Origin of the sequence: Lysinibacillus irui, assembly GCF_028877475.1 — a bacterium.
In the GTDB taxonomy this organism is placed as follows: Bacteria; Bacillota; Bacilli; order Bacillales_A; family Planococcaceae; genus Lysinibacillus; species Lysinibacillus irui.
The window spans coordinates 928,263-948,800 of record NZ_CP113527.1 but is presented as its reverse complement, the minus strand read 5'-3'; the positions used below and the strand labels follow the sequence as shown (position 1 = coordinate 948,800).

The following is a 20,538-nucleotide window of genomic DNA, read 5'->3' as shown; positions in this document are numbered from 1 at the left end:
CAATTCCTCCTTAATTGACATCTTTATAATTAACTTTGTCTTCTAAAATTATTTCTGAGTCACGAATAATTCTATAACTTGCATCTTTGCCCTCTTCAATAACAAGCTGTATATTGTAAGTCGTATCCTCTACAATCGAAAATTCTTTAACTGGTTCTGAAAATGTATGATTTTTATCCTGAATTTCAATACGAATTTTTTGCTCTATTCCCTCTTCTGTAGGTTTATACTCAATATTTACAGGGATAATTAATGTTTTCTCTGGCTTTTTAGCTGGACCTTTACTCATTACAACCGATATAACAGAACCTTCCTCCACCATAGTACCTGCATTTGTTAATTGTGAAATCACACTACCAGCTGGGATCGACTCATGATATTCTTCACGAGATATACGCCAGTTAAGACCCACTCTATTCACATAATCATCCATATCAGCTTTCGTATAATTTACAACGTTTTCAACCCTTACCATCCTAACACCTTGGCTTACTTTAAACGTGATTGTCTCCTCTTTTGCTACCACTTCTGTATCCGCGGGAATACTTTGCTCAATAATCCTGCCTTCAGGTTCACGAGAAGGAACATCCTCTTTTATAACCTCTTTATATTTTCCTTTTATTAAAGCTTCGACTTGACTATAATTTTGTCCTACATAATTATCAACGGTCGTCATCTCTACACCTAAGCTAACAATTAAGTCAATCTCTGAGCCTTTTGCTCGCATTGAATTTTTAGCTGGATCTGTTTCGATAACCTTACCCTTTTCAATTTCCTCGTGATTCCGCTCCTGAGGCTCATCACCAACGACAAATCCCTCAGCTTCTAATTTCTTTGTAGCGTCCTCTACGGTTAAATTTGTTACATCAGGTACTGCCACTTTTTTCGGGCTAAATGCATCTGTTGCAAATAAAAAGAATAAGAAGATGACAATAGCTACTAAAAGTAATCCAGCAATATACTTTGGCCAATTTTTCTTTTTTGCCTTCACTGGAGTTGGTTTTTCACTATTTTTTTTAGGTTTTGGTTGAGATGGAGCTTTAACTTCCACAATCGGTTCAATAACTCTTGTTTTGGTTAAATCTTCGTCCTTTTTCAGAACCTGCTCTTTAATAATTGGAATGGCTTTTGTCACATCATTATCAACTGGCACGACAAATTTCGGCTCATTTATTCGATTTGGTGATAATACTGTTTCCAAATCATCATACATTTCTTCGACTGTATTATAACGATGAGAAGCCTCTTTCGCAGTAGCCTTAAGCACCACATTTTCCAAACTTTGTGGAATAGTTGCATCGAAAGCACGGACAGAAGGCGTTTCTTTCTGCAAATGTTTGAGTGCAATTGAAACCGCTGATTCACCAGAAAATGGTAATTCACCTGTTAATAATTCATATAAAACAATACCGAGTGCATAAATGTCGGATTTGTTTGTTGCCGTACCACCACGGGCTTGCTCTGGTGATAAATAATGCACCGTACCCAACACTGAATTTGTTTGTGTAAACGATGTAGCACTTAACGTCATGGCGATACCAAAATCAGTTATTTTAACATTGCCCTCTGCATCCATTAAAATATTTTGCGGTTTAATATCACGGTGAATGATATGATTTTCATGTGCATTGGCAATTGCAGATGTTAATTGCTTCATAATGTGCACGCTTCTGGCAGGTGAAATAGGTGCAAATTCTTGTATGTACTGCTTTAACGTTTTTCCTTGAACATATTCCATCACAATATAATGTAGATCTCCATCATCACCTACATCATAAATATTAACAATATTCGGATGTGTAAGACTTGTAGCAGACAGTGCCTCACGTTGAAAACGTCGATGTAATTCATCCTCATTGGAAAAATCGTAACGTAATATTTTAATGGCTACATCACGGTTTAATATCATGTCATGTGCTAAATAAACATTCGACATACCACCGCCGCCAATGAGTTCTAAAATTTTATAACGGTCACTAATTCTTTTACCTACAAGCATTCTTACACCTCCTCATCCTTTTTTGTTAGTAGCACGAGGGAGATATTATCTTCTCCCCCGCTGGCATTTGCTAATTCTACAAGCTTACGCCCTTTCTCCCCAATGGAATCTGGATACGTAATAATAGATGCCATTTCATATACAGTAAGTTTATTACTTAATCCATCTGAACAAATGAGTAAATACGATTCTGATGCTAAATCAACTTCATAAAAGTCTGGTTCTATTGTTTCTTCTGTTCCAACAGCCTTTAAAATGAAATTTTTCTTCGGATGTGTCAAAGCCTCTTCTTCACTTATTTCGCCATTTTCAACCAGTACATTTACATATGAATGATCTCTTGTTATTTGTTGTGCACCATCTTCAAAGAAATAATACACACGACTATCTCCAACATGTGCAATGAAGCAATGATGCTCTTCTATTAACACCGCAATAAACGTCGTGCCCATTCCTTTACAGTCTTCATGTGATAAAGAATAGTCATATATTGTTTTATTTATTTGCTTAACTGTTTGTAATAACCATTCTTTTTTTGATGTTGTTGATACAAAATGATGCGCGTCTGCCTGTAAAAAAAAGGATTCCATCTGTTTAATTGCCATATCACTTGCCACATCACCAGCATTATGACCACCCATGCCGTCCGCTACAAGTGCTAATGCAAGCCCGTCAGGACGTTTAAAGAATGCAGCACGGTCTTCATTAATTGATCGTTTTAAACCAATATCACTTTCGACTGTGTATTCCAACACTGGTCACCTCGTTTCTTCAGATCTCTCTTGTGCACGTAATTGCCCACACGCAGCTGCTATATCTGAACCTTGCTCTCGGCGGATTGTTACGTTAATACCATTTTTCTTTAAAGTTTTTTCAAAAGCAAAAATTTGACTACGAGACGTACGTACATAATCACGTTCTGGCACGTAGTTAACAGGAATTAAGTTAACGTGACATTTAATTCCTTTAATTAATGCAGATAACTCTTCTGCAATTTCTACTGAATCATTTTCACCAGACATCAATCCGTATTCAAAGCTCACACGTCGACCTGTTTTTTTAGTATAATAACGAACTGCTTCCATTAATTCATCTAATTTATATGCACGTGCAATAGGCATTAACTTTTGACGTGCTTCTTGGTTTGGTGCGTGTAGAGATACGGCAAAATTAATTTGTAATTGTTCATCCGCAAATTGATAAATTTTAGGAACTATACCTGAAGTTGAAACGGTTATATGACGTGCGCCAATATTTAATCCTTTTTCATGGTTAATTACTTTTAAGAAGTTCATCATTGCATCATAGTTATCGAAAGGTTCGCCGATACCCATAATAACAATGTGTGATACTCGCTCACCTACTTCGTCTAAAGTCTGCTGGACTTTGACAACTTGCTCCACGATTTCCCCTGCTAATAAATGGCGCTTCAAGCCGCCTAAAGTAGAAGCACAAAACGTACAGCCAATTCGACAACCCACCTGTGTTGTTACACAAACAGAGTTTCCATAATCATGGCGCATTAACACCGTTTCTATTGAATAGCCATCCTGCAATTGAAATAAAAATTTAATTGTACCATCTTTAGACTCTTGCTTAATAATGGTTGATAATGTGGATAAAGCAAAATTGGCAGTTAACTTTTCACGCAATCCCTTTGAAAGATTAGACATCTCTTCAAAAGTTTTCACTCGTTTATTATATAGCCAGTCAAAAATTTGAGCAGCACGGAAAGGCTTTTCGCCATTTTCCTTTAACCACTCTTCTAACTGGTGTGGCTGTAAAGAGTAAATAGACTCTTTTAAATTTGGTTTTTCCTTTTTCACTCGACGTACGGGCTTGTCTTCCGCTTCATCAACTAAATCGTTAATACGTTCATTAAATTTTTCTTGATCCACCATTAGTTGGATTCTCCTTTTTTACGAAAGGCAGCAACGAAGAAACCGTCACTACCAAAGTCTTGTGGAAAGACTTGAAGCATGCCATTAGCTTGCTTTTCCGCTAATTTTGTTGGTAAAGATTCTAGTTGTATAGCTTCCATTTCTGGATGTGCTGTTAAAAAGGCTTTAACTGTGCCTTCATTTTCTTGAGTATCTACTGTACAAGTACTGTACACAAGCTTCCCATCTATTTTCAATACTTTTGTTGCTGCATCAAGTAAGGCCAATTGGATCTTTTGAAGATTTTCTAAATCTTCTTCTCGTTTTGTATATTTAATATCTGGCTTACGTCGCATAACTCCTAGTCCGCTACACGGTGCATCAACTAAAATGGCATCAAAAGACGCTGCTTGTAAAAATTCTGATGCTTTACGTCCATCTATTGGAGCTGTTTCTACAATATCCAGCCCAAGACGTTCTGTATTATGGTCAATTAAATCTAATTTATGTGGATGAAGATCTGTTGCTAAAATGGAGCCTTCATTGTTCATTATTTCAGCTAAATGTGTTGTCTTTCCACCCGGAGCTGCACACATATCCAAGACACGCATACCTGGAGATGGATTTAACACTTTAGCAGGGATCATTGAACTTTCATCCTGTATAGTAATAAGACCTTCTTTGAATGCTTTTGTGCGTGCTGGTTGTCCATTGGTTACATGTAAACATTCAGGCATTATATCACTTTGCTGTGCTGTTAATCCTTCATTCTCTAGTTCCTCAATAGCTTGTTCAACTGATGCTTTTGTAGTATTTACACGCACTGTTTGCACAGGTGGAACATTATTTTCCTGTAACATGGCTGTTGCTACTTCTAGACCGTAGTTTGCTACAAATCGTTGCACTAACCATTCTGGATGACTAGTTTCAATAGCAAGACGCTCGATCGGATCCTCAATACTATCTGTAGAAGGAACACCACTTCGTAATATTGATCTTAAAATACCATTGACCATCGAAGCAATTCCACGATGTCCTCGACGCTTGGCAATTTCTACTGCCTCGTTTACAGCGGCATGCGGTGGTATGCGCGTTAAATAATGAATTTGATATAAGGATATTCTTAATAACCAACGAACCCAATGATCGACTGAACCGCGAATAAAAGGCTCTAAATAAAAATCGAGCGTCATTTTATGCTGTAATGTTCCATACGTAATTTCAGTTAATAATGCGCGATCTTTTGCTTCTATTTTATGTCTTTTAATGGTTTCATTTAGCAATAAATTGCTATAGGCTTGATTTTTATCAACTGCTAACAGAATAGATAATGCAGCATCTCGCACATTTCCATCCCAAATAACTACACTTTTTTTACTCATTTAAATTGGTCCCCAATCTGTAATTTAGAACCTGTGCCACGTAAATATTCCTCTGCCGTCATGCGCTTTTTACCAGCAGGTTGGATATCATATAAGGCTAACGTTGTTCCATTGCCAGCTGCAACTTCAAAATGATCTTTTGCAATCGCAACTACCGAACCTGGGTTCACCTCATGCTTACTATTACCAATAGTCGCCCACCAAATTTTAAAGTTACCATCCTCAAAAGTTGTATACGCTACTGGCCATGGATGAAGACCACGTACTTGATTGTATAAAGTAGCAGCATCCTTTGTCCAATCAATGCGCTCCTGCTCTCTGGAAATATTGCTTGCAAAAGTAACCTGTGCTTCATCCTGAACTGTACGACTATTTGTACCATTAATAATAGAAGGAAGTGTATCCTTTAATAATTCACGGCCAACCATACTTAACTTTTCAAAAAGTCTACCGGTATGATCATCTTCTTCAATCGGAATAGCTTTTTGGGAAATAATATCTCCAGCATCCAGTTTTTCTGCCATATACATGATTGTGACTCCTGTCTCCTTTTCACCATCTATAATGGCTTGGTGAATAGGAGCACCTCCACGATACTTTGGTAGTAGAGAAGCATGGACATTAATACAGCCAAGAGCTGGAGCATCTAATAATTCCTTTGGTAGTATTTGTCCAAATGCTGCTGTTATGACTAAATCAGGCTGTAAGGCAAGAATTTGCTGTAACTCCTCAGAGCCGCGTAATTTTTCTGGTTGAATAACTGGTAAGCCAAGCTCCAAAGCTGCAGCTTTCACAGGTGGTGGTGTTAATATACGCTTACGTCCAACTGGACGATCTGGTTGTGTCACAACTGCTTTAATATCGTACCCTTCATCATGTAGCATACGCAAAATAGGCGCAGAGAAGTCAGGTGTCCCCATAAAAATAATAGACGTCATTTTATTCCTCCTCTTCTGCGTACATTTCTTCAAGTTCTTCTGCTGTTACAATACGTTTAATTTTTGAATCGAAAAGTACCCCGTCTAAATGATCGATTTCATGTAAGATCGCGCGGGCATCAAAGTCTCCCGCCTCTAATTCATAAACACGCCCTTCACGGTCACATGCTTCAATTTTTACATAAGTAGGTCGTTCAACCTCACCATATAATCCCGGAAAACTCAAACAACCTTCGATATCTACTTCTGCTCCATCTGTTTCAATGACAGTTGGATTAATCATTTCTAAAATATCACGTTCCTCACCTAGCTCCACAATGGCAACTCGCAAGCCAACATTTATTTGTGGTGCTGCGATACCTACACCATCATATTCCACCATTGTGTCATATAAATCATCCAGTAATGTAATAATTTCATCATTAATTTCTGTCACTTCAGCACATGGTGTTGATAGTACTTTTGCTGGGTTTTCAATTACTTTTTTAATAGCCATCTTTATTTCCTCATTTCTGCTTTAAAGCCTTCCTTTACAAAAACCTTGAAAGGTATTTTTTGTAAACGGATATTGCCGCTGTTTTCACTATATAGTAGACGGATCTAAATCTACCGTCATTAATATTCCCTGTTTAATCCATTCTGCTCGATACATGGCAAGCAGGCGCTGTAACACTGGAATTAGATTTGGTTCAATTTTATATTTTATCAAACATTGATAACGATATCTATTTTGGAGGCGAGCAATACTCGCCGTTGTTGGTCCAATAATTGCTACTTGATTCGATAAATTTTCACGTAGCCAATCTGCCACTCGGCCTGCATATTCGGCGGCCATCATGACATCTTCATGAGATAATTGTATAAGAGCTACAAAATAATAGGGTGGATAGCTTGAACGTCTTCTTAAAAACATCTCCCGTTCATAAAAAGGTTCATAATCCTGCGTTTTAGCTAATTCAATGGCATAATGCTCAGGTGTATACGTCTGAATAATAACCTCCCCTGGCTTATCATGTCGTCCAGCCCTACCGCTTACCTGTGTTAGTAGCTGAAATGTGCGTTCTGCTGCCCGGTAATCAGGTAAATGTAGAGATGTATCGGCACTAAGTACACCTACTAGTGTAATATTCGGAAAGTCCAAGCCCTTTGCAATCATTTGAGTACCTAATAAAATATCTGCTTGTCCTGCTCCAAATGTCTCCAATATTTCTTCATGTGCCCCTTTATGCTTTGTTGTATCAACATCCATTCGTAATACTCTTGCTTCAGGGAACAACTTATAAATTTCTTCCTCTACTTTTTGTGTACCTGTACCAAAATAACGAATATGATCACTTTGACATTGCGGACATATTTGAGGAACATGCTCCTCATAACCACAATAATGACATTTTAATTTTTCAGTTGTCCGATGATAGGTTAAAGAGATATCGCAATTTGGACATTGTACAACCGTGCCACAATCCCGACAAAGTACAAATGACGAATAGCCACGACGATTTAAAAAGAGCACCATCTGCTCTTTTTTCTCAAGTCTTACGCGGATTGCTTCAATAAGTGATTGTGAAAACATAGAACGATTCCCTTGTCGAAGCTCTTCACGCATATCTGCAATATAAACAGTGGGCAGGGCTTGATGTAAGGCTCGTTGTTTTAATGAAAGCAGCGTATAAACACCCTTTTTAGCTCTGGCGAATGACTCTAACGCTGGTGTCGCACTACCTAAAATAATAGGACATTTATAAAATTCGCTTCGCCAGATGGCTACATCTCTTGCATGATAACGAGGCGAATCTTCTTGCTTATAAGTTGATTCATGTTCCTCATCCAAAATAATAAGACCTATATTGGTAAAGGGTGCAAAAATAGCTGAACGAGCACCAACCACAACTTTCACTTTGCCTTGTTGAATTTTACGCCATTCATCATACTTCTCACCAACAGATAACCCACTATGCATAACAGCAACCATCTCACCAAAGCGACTACGGAATCGTTCAGTCATTTGTGGAGTTAAAGAAATTTCAGGTACAAGCATAATAGCTTCTTTTCCATCATTTAATACCTTCTGTATAGCCTGTAAATAAACCTCTGTTTTGCCGCTCCCTGTTATACCATGTAATAAAAATGTTTCAGCTGTTTGCTGCTCCATAGCTGTATTAATAGCTTGTAGAGCAACCTGCTGCTCATCTGTTAATTGTAAGGCTTGAGTACGTGAAACTTCTTTCGTAAATGGATCACGAAATACTTCCTCTTGAATAAATTGAGCAGCTCCTTTATCAATTACTGCCTCTAATACTGATAAAGAAACCCCTGCTTCGTCACAAATCTGCTGGGGCGACAATATTTCGCCTAGGTGTTGACACATCCATTGCAGTAATAACCGTTGTTTAACTGCTCTAGAGGATTGTCCCAAAGCACGTTCAACAAGTTGTTGGTCTGCTGTAATTTGAACCATACGTATCTCTTTCACATTCCCCTGTTGCTTCACAACATTTTCGATTGTAACAATGTTCTCTGCAACCAGTTGCTTCAATAGAGGAAGTAAACCTTCTCGCTCAAATTCTTTAAAATTAACTTGTTGGCGCTTACCGAATATAGGCTGCACTTCTTCTGGCAAAGTTTGATTTTTTTGTAACTTAATTATTTTTTCATATTTAGCTCGCAGTGCAGATGGTAACATCACTTGTAATGCATCAATTTCATAACAAATGGTGTTATTTTTTAACCACTTCGCCATTTGAAGCATTTCTTCTGTCAGCGCTGGCTCCATATCTAAAATTTGAGTGATTCCCTTTAATTTATTCAATGGAACATCGGTTTCATGTTTCAAACCTACGATAAATCCTAATACATTCCTTGGACCAAATGGCACTTTAACACGGCATCCTAATTCAATGACACTTTCCCATTCTGGAGGTACTTGATAATCAAATGGACGGTCTACATGATAGGTAGAGACATCTACAATGACCTCCGCGATTAAAATACTCATTGTGCCTCGTCCTTTATAATATGAGACCAAAGTGTCTGTGCAAAAAACTGAGGATTCGAAGTAGCTAAGAACTGGCCATTAAGCTGCGCTTGGTCACTAAAATCAATCCAGCTATCAGAAAGTATGTTAAACATCGGTTTGCCTTGAACTTGCTGTCCAAAAGTGACTGCTTTCATTCCTTCTACAGAAACTATAGGCGTTTTCTCGATGGTTGGTACATTCGCTGCATAAATAAAAAATGCTTGTGGATATTGAATTTTATAGGCTTCCAGTTGTTGAATCACATCATATAAATTGCTATTTTCTATTTCAATTACATGGGCGCCTAGCCTTTTTGCCTCATCTGCTAAAGCATGTCCGATTTGACCGTTTGCCTGTGGGCTAATCATATGCTGTTCATCCACTGGCACTTGTAAGGCACCTGCTATTACTAGGACTGTTTGACCTGCTAATGGTTTAGTTTTCCCTGAAAAGAAATCTTGCACAAGTGCAGTAATTTTTTCTGGTTCCTCTAGACGTCCTTTTCCGACATAACCACATGCTAAAAACCCCTCCGAAGGCTCAATAAATTGATAACCATCAGCAGATAGTCTATCCAAATTACGTTTTACAGCTGGATGGTCGTACATGTGCACATTCATTGCTGGCGCAATCCAGACAGGTGCAGTAGTAGCAAGAAGAGTTGTTGTGATCATATCATCTGCGATACCATTGGCTAATTTTCCAATTATATTTGCTGTCGCTGGTGCTACTAAAATCAAATCAGCCCAATCCGCTAAATCAATATGCGCAATCACCCTTGAATCTTTTTCATCAAAGGTGTCAAAATAAACATCATTTTTGGACATCACTTGAAAACTTAACGGATTCACAAACTGTCTAGCAGAAGCAGTCATGACGACCTTTACATTTGCCCCCGCCTGTGACAGCTTACTAACGAGCGCCACAGCCTTATAAACCGCGATCCCGCCTGAAACACATAGTAAAATATTTTTATTCATGCTAGGTGTCTTCCTTTCAAATGATAAGCTCCCAAAGAAGGATTCCCTGGGAGCTCACGGCATTCTGTATAATCAAAATCTACTGCAAACTAGCATACACGTAAACATAGTGTTTTACATGGATGTTAGATTTCGTCTTCGTACACAGCAGACTCATCCTGTGATACTTTCGTAAGTACACCTGCCGCTACTTCTTCAAGTGCTTTACCCACGTATTTATGAGAAACATACTTGTGTAAGCGTTCTGTGTCTTGTTCTTCTTGCATTTGGCGAGCGCGTTTAGAAGCAAGGCTCACTAATGAATATTTTGAATCGATTTCTTTTTTTAAAGCATCTACTGATGGGTATAGCATTGGTTTATTCTCCTCTCAACATTGACAAATATCTTTTTTCAACACGTTCTCTACGACAATGCTCAGCTTTGATAATCGCATTAATACGATCACAGGCATTCGTCACTTCATCATTCTCCACAACATAGTCATACAAGCTCATCATTTCAAGTTCTTCACTTGCAGTAGCAATGCGTTTTGCAATGATATCCTCTGTTTCTGTCCCACGTCCAACTAAACGATCTTTTAATTCCGTTAAACTTGGAGGGGCTAAGAAAATAAACAAGGCATCTGGTGCTTTTTTACGAATTTGTGCTGCACCCTGCACTTCGATTTCTAAAAATACATCACGACCTGCATCCAGTGTTTCATTCACATACGCTAGTGGTGTACCATAATAGTTACCGACAAATTCAGCGTGCTCTAATAAGCCACCTTGTTCAATTAGCGCTTCAAATTCTACACGCGTCTTGAAAAAATAGTCTACACCATCTACTTCACCTTCGCGAGGATTTCGTGTTGTCATCGAGATGGAATACTCATAATTCGTATTCGGCTGAGAAAATAATTCTTTTCGCACTGTCCCTTTACCTACACCAGATGGGCCAGACAGAACAATTAATAATCCACGTTCTTTTATCATTTATTCTCTATATCTCCCTTAATTTATAACAGACACGTGCAAGTTATTCGATATTTTGAACCTGCTCACGCATCTTTTCTAAAATTGTTTTCGCCTGAACAACAGCAACAGCTGCTTCTGTCGATTGATTCTTTGAACCGATCGTATTGATCTCACGATGTATTTCTTGCATTAAAAAGTCTAATTTTCGTCCCACTGAAATCGTTTCGAGTAATGTTTCTTCAAGCTGGTTGAAGTGACTATCTAATCTGTCTAATTCTTCGGAGATATCTACACGTTCTGCAAAAATTGCTACTTCTGCTAGTAAACGATCTTCTAACAATGTGCCATCTGCAATTTCAGAAATTCGTTCTACTAATCGTGTACGATATTTTTCAACAGCAAGTGAAGAACATAAACGAATCTGATTCACCTGTTCCATTAACTGTTCTTTATATTGTACAACAACTTCTTGCAGTTCTTGCCCTTCACGCTCACGCATTTGTACGAGCTGTTCAATCGCTTGTAAAATCGCTTGTTCAACAGCACTAAGTAAATCCTCAGGTGTAAGTTGTGGCTTTTGTTGTACAAGTGCCTGTTCCAATGATAAAAGCTCTTGCATCGTCCATTTTTCTTCAAGTGGTACTTTACTAGCTAATTGCTCCTTTGCCTTACGATACGCTTCAATTAATGACCAATTAATCTCAATAGATTGCTCTACGTTATCTAAGTCCTTCACATATACCATCACATCAATTTTGCCGCGTGACAAAGCTTGAGAAATAAGTTTTTTAGCAAAAATTTCTGCTTCAAGCCATTCTTTCGGAAATTTTGCATTGATTTCTAAAAAGCGATGGTTGACCGAGCGCATTTCCACGGTTAATTGAAAGTCTCTAGTTGTTGTGACACCTCTGCCAAAACCAGTCATACTACGCACCAAGGTTCGTCACACCTTTCTTTGCATACTGGGATTATTATAACATAAGCTCTGTCGATTATGACGACTCTCCAAAAAAAATTGGATAGAGTAAAAGCTAATTCTACCACAATTGAAGCTATATTTTAATATTCACCTAAAAAATGCTATGATAAACATACAAACAGTGTATTTGTAGGAGCTTAAAGACTGCAAAAGCAAATGCATGATGAAAAAATACGAAAGTACCAAGATGCTTGATATCATTGGAAAGAGGAATTCATATGGCATTTGATGGTTTATTTACTTATTCAATGACCGCCGACCTACAACAGCTTGTCACTGGTCGAATTACGAAAATACATCAACCTAATGCGCAAGAGGTTGTATTACATGTGCGTGCAAATGGAAAGAATCATAAATTATTGTTTTCAATCCATTCTTCTTATGCACGTGTTCATTTAACTGAGCATACGATTGATAACCCAGCAGAGCCCCCTATGTTTTGTATGCTTTTGCGTAAACATTTAGAGGGCGGTTTTATTTCTTCCATTAAACAGCGTGATTTTGATCGTATTATAATAGTAGAAATTGAAAGCAAAAATGAAATTGGCGACCCGATTGTAAGGGAAATACATGCTGAAATTATGGGTAGACATAGTAATCTATTGTTAATCGATCAAGAGCAAGGAAAAATTATTGATAGTTTAAAACATTTACCTCCATCCGTAAATAGTTTCCGTACTGTGTTACCTGGTCAACCTTATATTGCACCGCCTACACAAAATAAATGGAATCCTCTAACGGTTACAGATGATGAGCTAACATCGTTTTTTGCTGAAGCAAGGACAACGCAAGAGGTTGTAACACAGTTCGCTGGTTTTTCACCTCTTCACGCTGAAGAATTATTGTTCCGTTTGACTACAGCATCGGATACACTAACATGCTTCAAAGATTTTATGGGTTCCTTTGCGAATGGTGGCACGAAGCCAATGTATGCCATCTACAATAATAAAACATACTTCTCACCTATTGATCTGACTCATTTGCAAGGTGAAGTAACCGTTTATCCTAATGTTCATGAACTACTTGACCGCGTTTTCTTTGCACGTGCTGAGCGAGATCGTGTCAAACAACAAGCAGGAGACTTAGAGCGCTGGCTACAAAATGAAATTGATAAACTATCCTTAAAAACGAAAAAGCTTACAAAGGACTATGAGCGTGCATCAAAGCTTGATCAATTCCAACTATATGGTGAACTTTTAATGGCCAATATTTATGCCTTTGAAAAAGGTGTTAAAGAAGTTACGGTTACAAATTACTATAGTGAAACGGGCGAAGAGATTACGATTCCAGTAAGTGAACGTAAAACACCTATTGAAAATGCTCAAAGTTATTATACGAAATATACAAAGGCAAAAAATGCTTTGATTATGGTTCAAGAGCAGCTTGAAAAAACGACAGAAGAAATTGCCTATTTTGAAATGCTTGCTCAGCAAGTACAGCAAGCTTCTCCTGGAGATATTGAGGAAATTCGTGAAGAATTGGCAGAACAAGGTTACTTAAAATTACGTCATGCGAAAAAAAAGAAAAAACAAGTGAAACCTGAGCCAGAGCGTTATGTATCATCGACAGGTATAACGATTTCTGTTGGAAAAAACAATAAACAAAATGACATGCTAACATTTAAAATAGCAAAACGTACAGATATTTGGCTACACACAAAGGATATTCCTGGATCCCATGTTGTTATCCATTCCAGTGAACCTGATGAAACAACATTGCGTGAAGCAGCTACGCTAGCAGCCTATTTTTCTAAGGCTAGAGAATCCTCCTCAGTGCCAGTAGATTACACAGAAATCCGACAAGTTAAAAAACCAAATGGTGCCAAACCTGGTTTTGTGATTTACTTTGAACAAAAAACACTGTATATTGACCCAGACGAAGCTGTCATTTTACAATTAAAAAAACAGTCATAAAGAGATAGAAACCGATACAATTTGTATCGGTTTCTTTTTTATAATACACACACGTAATCCGTACTATAAAACGAGAAACAGGAACAGATTTTGATAAATTTCCACAGACAATCTTCCTTATTATAATGACTAAAAATAAACATATGAATAATCTGAACTGTTTCCTTCAATGCTTATTGACTTCTATCTTTCTTAAAAGCTAAATTAAAGTATAAAAACTTGGATAGCATTTCGGAAAGGGCGTATCTATATGTCTGTAGGAAAAAAATTAAGCTTTGGTTTCTTTACAATTATTTTGACACTAATTATTTCATTGGTGATAATGTTTCTGTTATTTTCAAACATAGAAAAGAAGATTGAAAATGCATTGGAAGGTCACGTTGCCCTAGTAGAACTAGCAGATAATATTCAATTTGAAATGGCTATGCAAGGGCTCTTCATTCGTGCCATTATCATCGAAGACAAACCTGCAAATAAAGAAAGCTTTACACAATACGCAAATATGCTAGACAAGCATGTGGAGGAAATGACCGGAAAATCTACTTCAGCTGAAATGGAAGCTTATGCAAAAGACTTAAATACATATAATGATCGTTTTAATGAGTCAGCAACAGAAGCACTAGCACTTTTTGAAGCAGGCAATCTTGAAGGCGCTTTGCAAAAAGTGAATGGTGATGTGCAACAAGCTAACAAAGGAATACAAGATGTTTCCGATAAAATCGTTAGTTACCAAAAAGATCAACTGGAAGCCGTCACAAAAGAATCTAAGCAAGCAGTATTCAATTCTCAAATTATTTCAGTTATCGCTATTATTATCGGTGTTATTCTAGGCATTTTCCTCATGATCTATATACAACGAACGATTTCTCGTCCTTTAAAAGCTGTTGTTCAAGCAGCTAATCATGTTGCTAGTGGTGAATTGTATCATCAAGACATTACCTACCAATCTAAGGATGAGATTGGCCAGCTTTCATCAGCATTTAATGCCATGAAGGGGAACTTGAAAAATCTTTTAACTCATATTCAAGACAATGCAGAGCATTTAACGGCTTCAGTAGAAGAGCTTTCTGCATCAACTGAAGAAGTTACTGCCTCAGCAGATGAGATCACAATACGTATAAATGAAACAGCGAATGCTGCTGTAGCTGCTACAGTTGCCGCTAACGAAAGTGCACATGCAATGGATGAAACAGCTATAGGTGTCCAACGTATAGCAGAGGCAACTCAACAGCTGCTTCATAATGCTGTTTCAGCATCTGAATTGGCAACAAACGGTAACACTACAGTAGATGAGGCCCAACAACAAATGAATGTAATTGATGAGTCTACGCAAGTAATTAATACTCTTGTCCAAAAATTGAGCAAACAATCGGAAGAAATAGGTCAAATAACTGCTGTCATTACAGCCATTACAGATCAAACAAACTTATTAGCGCTCAATGCAGCAATAGAAGCTGCACGTGCTGGAGAGCATGGCAAAGGATTTGCCGTTGTTGCAGACGAGGTACGCAAATTAGCTGAGGAATCTAAGCAATCAGCTAATCAAATTGTTGCATTAACCCAGGATATTCAAGAAGATACAAGCAATGTAGAAAAAGCTGTTTTAGATGGTTTGCACTCTGTCACAGAGGGTGTGAAAATCATTGGACATGCAGGACAAGCATTTGAAGCTATCGTAAAAGCAATAAATAATATGACAAATCAAATAGAAGATATATCGGCTACTTCAGAAGAAATTTCAGCCAGCGCAGAACAGGTAGCTGCCTCTGTCGCAGAAATTGCCCAAGGTGCTTCAACTAGCTCAGAAAGTACACAAATTATCGCTACAGCAAGCAAGGAGCAATCCATAACGATGCAGCAAGTCAATCAGGTGGCCTCTGATTTAAGCGAAAAGTCCTTAGATTTACAGAATCAAATCAATAATTTTAAACTATAACTAAAAAAAGTGCATTTCATATATATGAATGCACTTTTTTTGTACTTTTTTTACATGACAGCTCTTAGCTTTTGAAAGAAAATCATTTCTCAAGGTTATTGATAACGTTTTCAGCAGATTAAAAGTCAGATTTTTAGTAATTATTTGCATGCTGAATCCTCTTCAGTAAGACAATTGACATCCTCAAAAAAACAAAACTAGTAAAGTGGATTACTTTGGTAAACATCTGGCAAAAACCGTGACTTCCCTTTATGATAAATTGCTGAATAAAACAATATTCATTTGCATATATGGATGTATATATAACTAGCACGGAAATTATTTCAAAAAAACATAATTCCTTATTTTCTCTTCTCACTAAATCCATTTTTTTCTTAGTTTGGGTACCATTTTTCATACAATTGCTCTATTTTTTCTTGCCTTCATCCACAATTGGATGATACTAGAAAATTACAAAACAAGTTTCTTATATATCATTAATAGATAAAAATATTCATGTTTCGAGATCATATTTTGCAAGAAATTACCTGCAAAAGAAACTAATTCACTTAGTTTTACTTAGATTTTCTACAAATCTATACAATTCCCTCAAGGTTATACATCTATGACTTTCGATTCATTTTTTAAATATTGATAATATTATCAAAAAAATAGGAATTTTCCGTATAGTAAATCATTTTTTTATTTTTATTTTATTTTTGATATTCAGAATAGGTAATTATCAAATTTTTATTATATAAACACTCTGTTTCTTTAGTGTGATAAATCGGAAAAATTTATTAAACTCTTAAATGTCAGATAATACTATATAAATTTGAATCTTTTTTATTTTGTGCACAATGATTTTTTTGGTATATTAAATAGGAGCTTCACAAAAGGCTTAAAAATTGTATAAGGGGGATTCACATGAATAAAAACAAAAAGTTTTTATTACTAACAGTTCTTGCAGTATTTTCTTTAGTACTTGCTGCATGTGGCTTCGGTGGAGATTCGTCTGAAAAATCAAAAGACGATGGAAAAGATTCAGGTACATCTGAAACAACTTCAGGCGGCGAATTAAACTTAGTAGTAACTTCTGAGCCACCATCATTACACCCAGGATTAGCAACTGATACAACTTCTAGTGCTATTCTTACAAATGTATTTGAAAATTTAACAACATTAGATGAAAATGCTAAACCAGTTGCTGCTGCAGCTTCTGACTGGACGATTAGCGAGGACCAAAAAACTTACACATTCACAATACGTGATAATAAATGGTCAAATGGAGATCCAGTAACGGCAAAGGACTTTGAATATGCATGGAAATGGGCATTAAACCCAGATAATCTTTCTGAGTATGCTTCAATTTTTTACCCAATTAAAGGTGCTGCCGCGTATAACAACGGTGAAGGTTCTGCTGATGACGTAGGTGTTAAAGCAGAAGATGACAAAACATTAGTCGTAACATTAGAAAACCCAACACCTTACTTCTTAGAATTAACAGCATTCAAAACATACGCACCATTAAACCAAAAAGTAGTTGAAGGTAATGATGAGTGGTATACAGATGCTGGTGATGACTATGTAACAAACGGACCATTCACTTTAGGTGAATGGAGACACAACGACGCAATCGTATTAAAGAAAAACCCAGAATATTGGGATGCAGATAAAGTTTCTTTAGAGACAATTAATATCGGTATGGTTGAATCTGAAACAACTGCTGCTACAATGTTTAAAGCTGGCGAAATTGATTATCTTGGTGCTCCATACCAATCTGTTGCACTTGATTCAATCGAAGGATTTAAAGCTGATGGTTCATTAAATATTGCTGACCAGGCTTCAGTATATGTTTATAAACTAAATACAAAAGATAAATTTACTGGAAACGCTAACATTCGTAAAGCGTTAACTTTAGCAATCGATCGTCAAGGTTTAATTGACAATATTACTAAAGGTGAGCAAAAACCAGCATTAGGTATGGTGCCAATCGCTGTTAGTGGTTTTGAAGAGGACCGTGGTTACTTCAAAGATAACGATATTGAAGGTGCAAAAGCTGCACTTGAAGCTGGTATGAAAGAACTTGGTATTAAAGATCCTTCTGAAATCACTGTAAACATTTCGTTCAACACTAGTGAAGCACATGCTGCGATCGCTCAATTTATTCAAGAGGGCTGGACGAAAAACCTTGGTATTAAGGTAGGTCTTGATAACTCTGAATGGCAAGTTTACCTAGAGAAACTTAATCAATTAGACTACCAAGCTGGACGTCTAGGCTGGACTGGTGACTATAATGATGCATATACATTCTTAGAAATCTATGATACTGCTGAAAATGGTAACAATGATACTGGTTGGGAAAACCCAGAATATAAAAAGTTATTAGATCAATCTAACCTAGAAACAGATCCTGCTAAACGTCTTGAGCTTCTAAAACAAGCAGAGTCAGTTATCATGACTGATTTACCTGTTGCACCTATCTACTACTACACTAATCTTTCTGTAGTACACGATAACGTGAAAAACATGCAAGCAGATGTTCTTGGTAACATTCCACTTAAAGAGGTTGTAGTAGAAGAAAAATAATTATTTATATTATTTTATCTTGCTTTTTTAGCTCTACAGCAAGAGCTGCCTCGTAGCCACTACGGCGCGGGTCAGCTCTTTTTAAAATACGAAGGCATTTATTTGTCTGAAAATTGACAAATAGAAGGAGGAGTTTTATGTGATTAAATATATTTTGAAAAGGCTGATGTATATACTTCTCGCGCTTTTCGTCATCGTAACTGTTACGTTTTTCTTAATGCGTCTCGCTCCTGGTAGTCCTTTCGCGAGTGAACGTAATTTCCCACCTCAAATCGAGGAGAAGTTAAACGAAACGTATGGATTAAATAACCCTTGGTATATACAATATAAAGATTATTTAATCGATACGGCCACTTTCAATTTCGGTGAGTCAATGAAATATAAAGCGCGTTCTACAAATGATATGATTTCTGAAAGTTTCCCTGTTTCTTTAACATTAGGGATTGAAGCTATGCTACTTGCAGTTGGATTGGGTATTTTAATTGGCGTAGTTTCCGCGCTATATCATAATAAGTTCCCGGATTATTTGGCAACGTCCTTTGCGGTGCTATTTATATCAGTACCTTCATTTATCTTAGCTGGTTTAATGCAGTATTTCTTAGCCTATAAGTTAGGTTGGTTCCCAATTAGTGGATGGAAAGGCTTTGTTTATAGTATATTACCTGCCTTTGCAATCGCTTTCTCACACATGGGCTTTATCGCAAAATTAACACGTTCAAGTATGCTTGAGCAAAACAATAGTGATTATGTAAAAATGGCTCGCGCTAAAGGTATTGGGAAATGGACAATCGTATTCCGACATACTTTACGAAATGCCCTTCTACCAGTCGTAACATATCTCGGCCCATTAACAGCTGGTGTTGTAACAGGTAGTTTCATTGTTGAACAAATTTTCGCTATTCCTGGACTTGGTAAACACTTCGTTCAAAGTATTACAAACCGTGACTATACAGTCATTATGGGTACGACAGTGTTCTACTCTATCATCCTTTTATTTGCGGTATTAATCGTTGATATTCTTTATAGTGTGATTGATCCGCGTATTAAACTGAAAGGAGCGAAAAAATAATGACACAGCAACAAATTGAAAAAGATAAGTTTAAAATTGTTGGTGGAAATCATGAAGCAACGGAAAAATTAGCTGATAAATCAGTCTCCTTTTGGAAAGAAGTATTTCTCCGTTTCTCTCATAACAAAATGGCCATCATTGGGATAATTATTTTAATCATTGTTATTTTAATGGCTACATTTGTACCAATTTTTTCTCAATACAAAGCAAGTGATCAGCTAGGTTTTTACAATGCACCACCATCTGCACAATTTTGGTTTGGAACGGATGATCTTGGTCGTGACATTTTCGTTCGTATTTGGGAAGGGGCTCGTATTTCCCTATTTATCGGTATTGCCGCAGCGATTATTGACTTAATTATCGGTGTTATTTGGGGAAGTATTTCAGGCTTAGCAGGTGGTCGTGTCGATAACATTATGATGCGTATTGCCGACGTTTTAACAGCAGTACCATATCTATTAGTTGTAATCGTACTATTAGTTGTTATGCAACCTGGTTTAATCCCTATGATTATTGCCCTATCTATCACTGGATGGATTAATATGGCACGTATCGTTCGTGGTGAAGTATTATCTATTAAAAACCAAGAATATGTTCTTGCTGCTCGTACATTAGGTGCTAGTACAGGCCATTTAATCATTAAACACTTAGTTCCGAATGCTCTTGGTGCAATTTTAGTAACGATGACGTTAACAATTCCATCTGCTATTTTCACTGAATCATTCCTAAGTTACCTTGGTCTTGGGGTTCCTGCTCCAACAGCTTCATGGGGTACAATGGCCTCTGAAGGAAATAAAGCCATTGCCAATGCTCCTTGGCGTTTGATTTTCCCAGCAGTATTTATCTCACTAACAATCTTTGCATTCAATGCAGTTGGTGACGGCTTACGTGATGCTCTAGATCCAAAACTACGTAAATAAG

16 protein-coding genes are annotated in these 20,538 nt (G+C 37.1%); 5 read left to right on the top strand and 11 right to left on the bottom strand.

The features are described from left to right. Positions 1–10: 10 nt before the first annotated feature. From pknB to OU989_RS04400, 11 genes are all read right to left on the bottom strand, one after another. A complete protein-coding gene (gene pknB, locus OU989_RS04450; RefSeq protein ID WP_274795917.1) occupies positions 11–1,999 on the bottom strand; it encodes a Stk1 family PASTA domain-containing Ser/Thr kinase in 1,989 nt (662 codons plus the stop codon). A 2-nt stretch (positions 2,000–2,001) separates the two neighbouring features. Continuing rightward, a complete protein-coding gene (locus tag OU989_RS04445; protein ID WP_274797276.1) occupies positions 2,002–2,751 on the bottom strand; it encodes a Stp1/IreP family PP2C-type Ser/Thr phosphatase in 750 nt (249 codons plus the stop codon). A 6-nt stretch (positions 2,752–2,757) separates the two neighbouring features. Continuing rightward, on the bottom strand, positions 2,758–3,900 hold the full coding sequence (gene rlmN / locus OU989_RS04440) for a dual-specificity RNA methyltransferase RlmN (RefSeq protein WP_274795916.1): 1,143 nt from the start codon (positions 3,898–3,900) through the stop codon (positions 2,758–2,760). Continuing rightward, positions 3,900–5,261, bottom strand: a complete 1,362-nt coding sequence (gene rsmB, locus OU989_RS04435; RefSeq protein ID WP_274795915.1) for a 16S rRNA (cytosine(967)-C(5))-methyltransferase RsmB — start codon at positions 5,259–5,261, stop codon at positions 3,900–3,902. Before rsmB ends, rlmN begins: the two co-directional genes overlap by 1 nt. After that, a complete protein-coding gene (gene fmt, locus OU989_RS04430) occupies positions 5,258–6,199 on the bottom strand; it encodes a methionyl-tRNA formyltransferase (RefSeq protein WP_274795914.1) in 942 nt (313 codons plus the stop codon). The genes rsmB and fmt overlap by 4 nt, the downstream gene beginning before the upstream one ends. Before the next feature lies 1 nt (position 6,200). Continuing rightward, positions 6,201–6,695 (bottom strand): peptide deformylase, encoded by a 495-nt coding sequence (gene def / locus OU989_RS04425; RefSeq protein WP_274795913.1) that lies wholly within the window; start codon positions 6,693–6,695, stop codon positions 6,201–6,203. Positions 6,696–6,782: 87 nt separating this feature from the next. Continuing rightward, on the bottom strand, positions 6,783–9,194 hold the full coding sequence (priA, locus tag OU989_RS04420; RefSeq protein WP_274795912.1) for a primosomal protein N': 2,412 nt from the start codon (positions 9,192–9,194) through the stop codon (positions 6,783–6,785). Then, positions 9,191–10,195 (bottom strand): bifunctional phosphopantothenoylcysteine decarboxylase/phosphopantothenate--cysteine ligase CoaBC, encoded by a 1,005-nt coding sequence (gene coaBC, locus OU989_RS04415; protein WP_274795911.1) that lies wholly within the window; start codon positions 10,193–10,195, stop codon positions 9,191–9,193. The genes priA and coaBC overlap by 4 nt, the downstream gene beginning before the upstream one ends. A 125-nt stretch (positions 10,196–10,320) precedes the next feature. Continuing rightward, the gene (gene rpoZ, locus OU989_RS04410; protein ID WP_274795909.1) at positions 10,321–10,548 is read right to left on the bottom strand and encodes a DNA-directed RNA polymerase subunit omega; all 228 of its coding nucleotides are present in this window, start codon (positions 10,546–10,548) and stop codon (positions 10,321–10,323) included. Between the two features lie 4 nt (positions 10,549–10,552). Next, a complete protein-coding gene (gene gmk / locus OU989_RS04405) occupies positions 10,553–11,170 on the bottom strand; it encodes a guanylate kinase (protein WP_274795908.1) in 618 nt (205 codons plus the stop codon). 43 nt (positions 11,171–11,213) lie between these two features. Then, positions 11,214–12,089: a YicC/YloC family endoribonuclease gene (locus OU989_RS04400; RefSeq protein ID WP_274795907.1), complete on the bottom strand. Its 876-nt coding sequence runs from the start codon at positions 12,087–12,089 to the stop codon at positions 11,214–11,216. A gap of 260 nt (positions 12,090–12,349) precedes the next feature. Here OU989_RS04400 and OU989_RS04395 point away from each other — a divergent pair, with 260 nt between their 5' ends. From OU989_RS04395 to OU989_RS04375, 5 genes are all read left to right on the top strand, one after another. Beyond that, complete coding sequence (locus OU989_RS04395; RefSeq protein ID WP_274795906.1) at positions 12,350–14,044, top strand: Rqc2 family fibronectin-binding protein; 1,695 nt, start codon at positions 12,350–12,352, stop codon at positions 14,042–14,044. 250 nt (positions 14,045–14,294) lie between these two features. After that, on the top strand, positions 14,295–15,980 hold the full coding sequence (locus OU989_RS04390) for a methyl-accepting chemotaxis protein (protein ID WP_274795905.1): 1,686 nt from the start codon (positions 14,295–14,297) through the stop codon (positions 15,978–15,980). Between the two features lie 906 nt (positions 15,981–16,886). Then, entirely contained in the window at positions 16,887–18,548 is a 1,662-nt protein-coding gene (locus OU989_RS04385) for a peptide ABC transporter substrate-binding protein (RefSeq protein WP_274795904.1), read from the top strand. Positions 18,549–18,687: 139 nt separating this feature from the next. Continuing rightward, entirely contained in the window at positions 18,688–19,617 is a 930-nt protein-coding gene (locus tag OU989_RS04380; protein WP_016994279.1) for an ABC transporter permease, read from the top strand. After that, the gene (locus OU989_RS04375) at positions 19,617–20,537 is read left to right on the top strand and encodes an ABC transporter permease (RefSeq protein WP_274795903.1); all 921 of its coding nucleotides are present in this window, start codon (positions 19,617–19,619) and stop codon (positions 20,535–20,537) included. Before OU989_RS04380 ends, OU989_RS04375 begins: the two co-directional genes overlap by 1 nt. The last annotated feature ends 1 nt before the right edge of the window (position 20,538 follow it).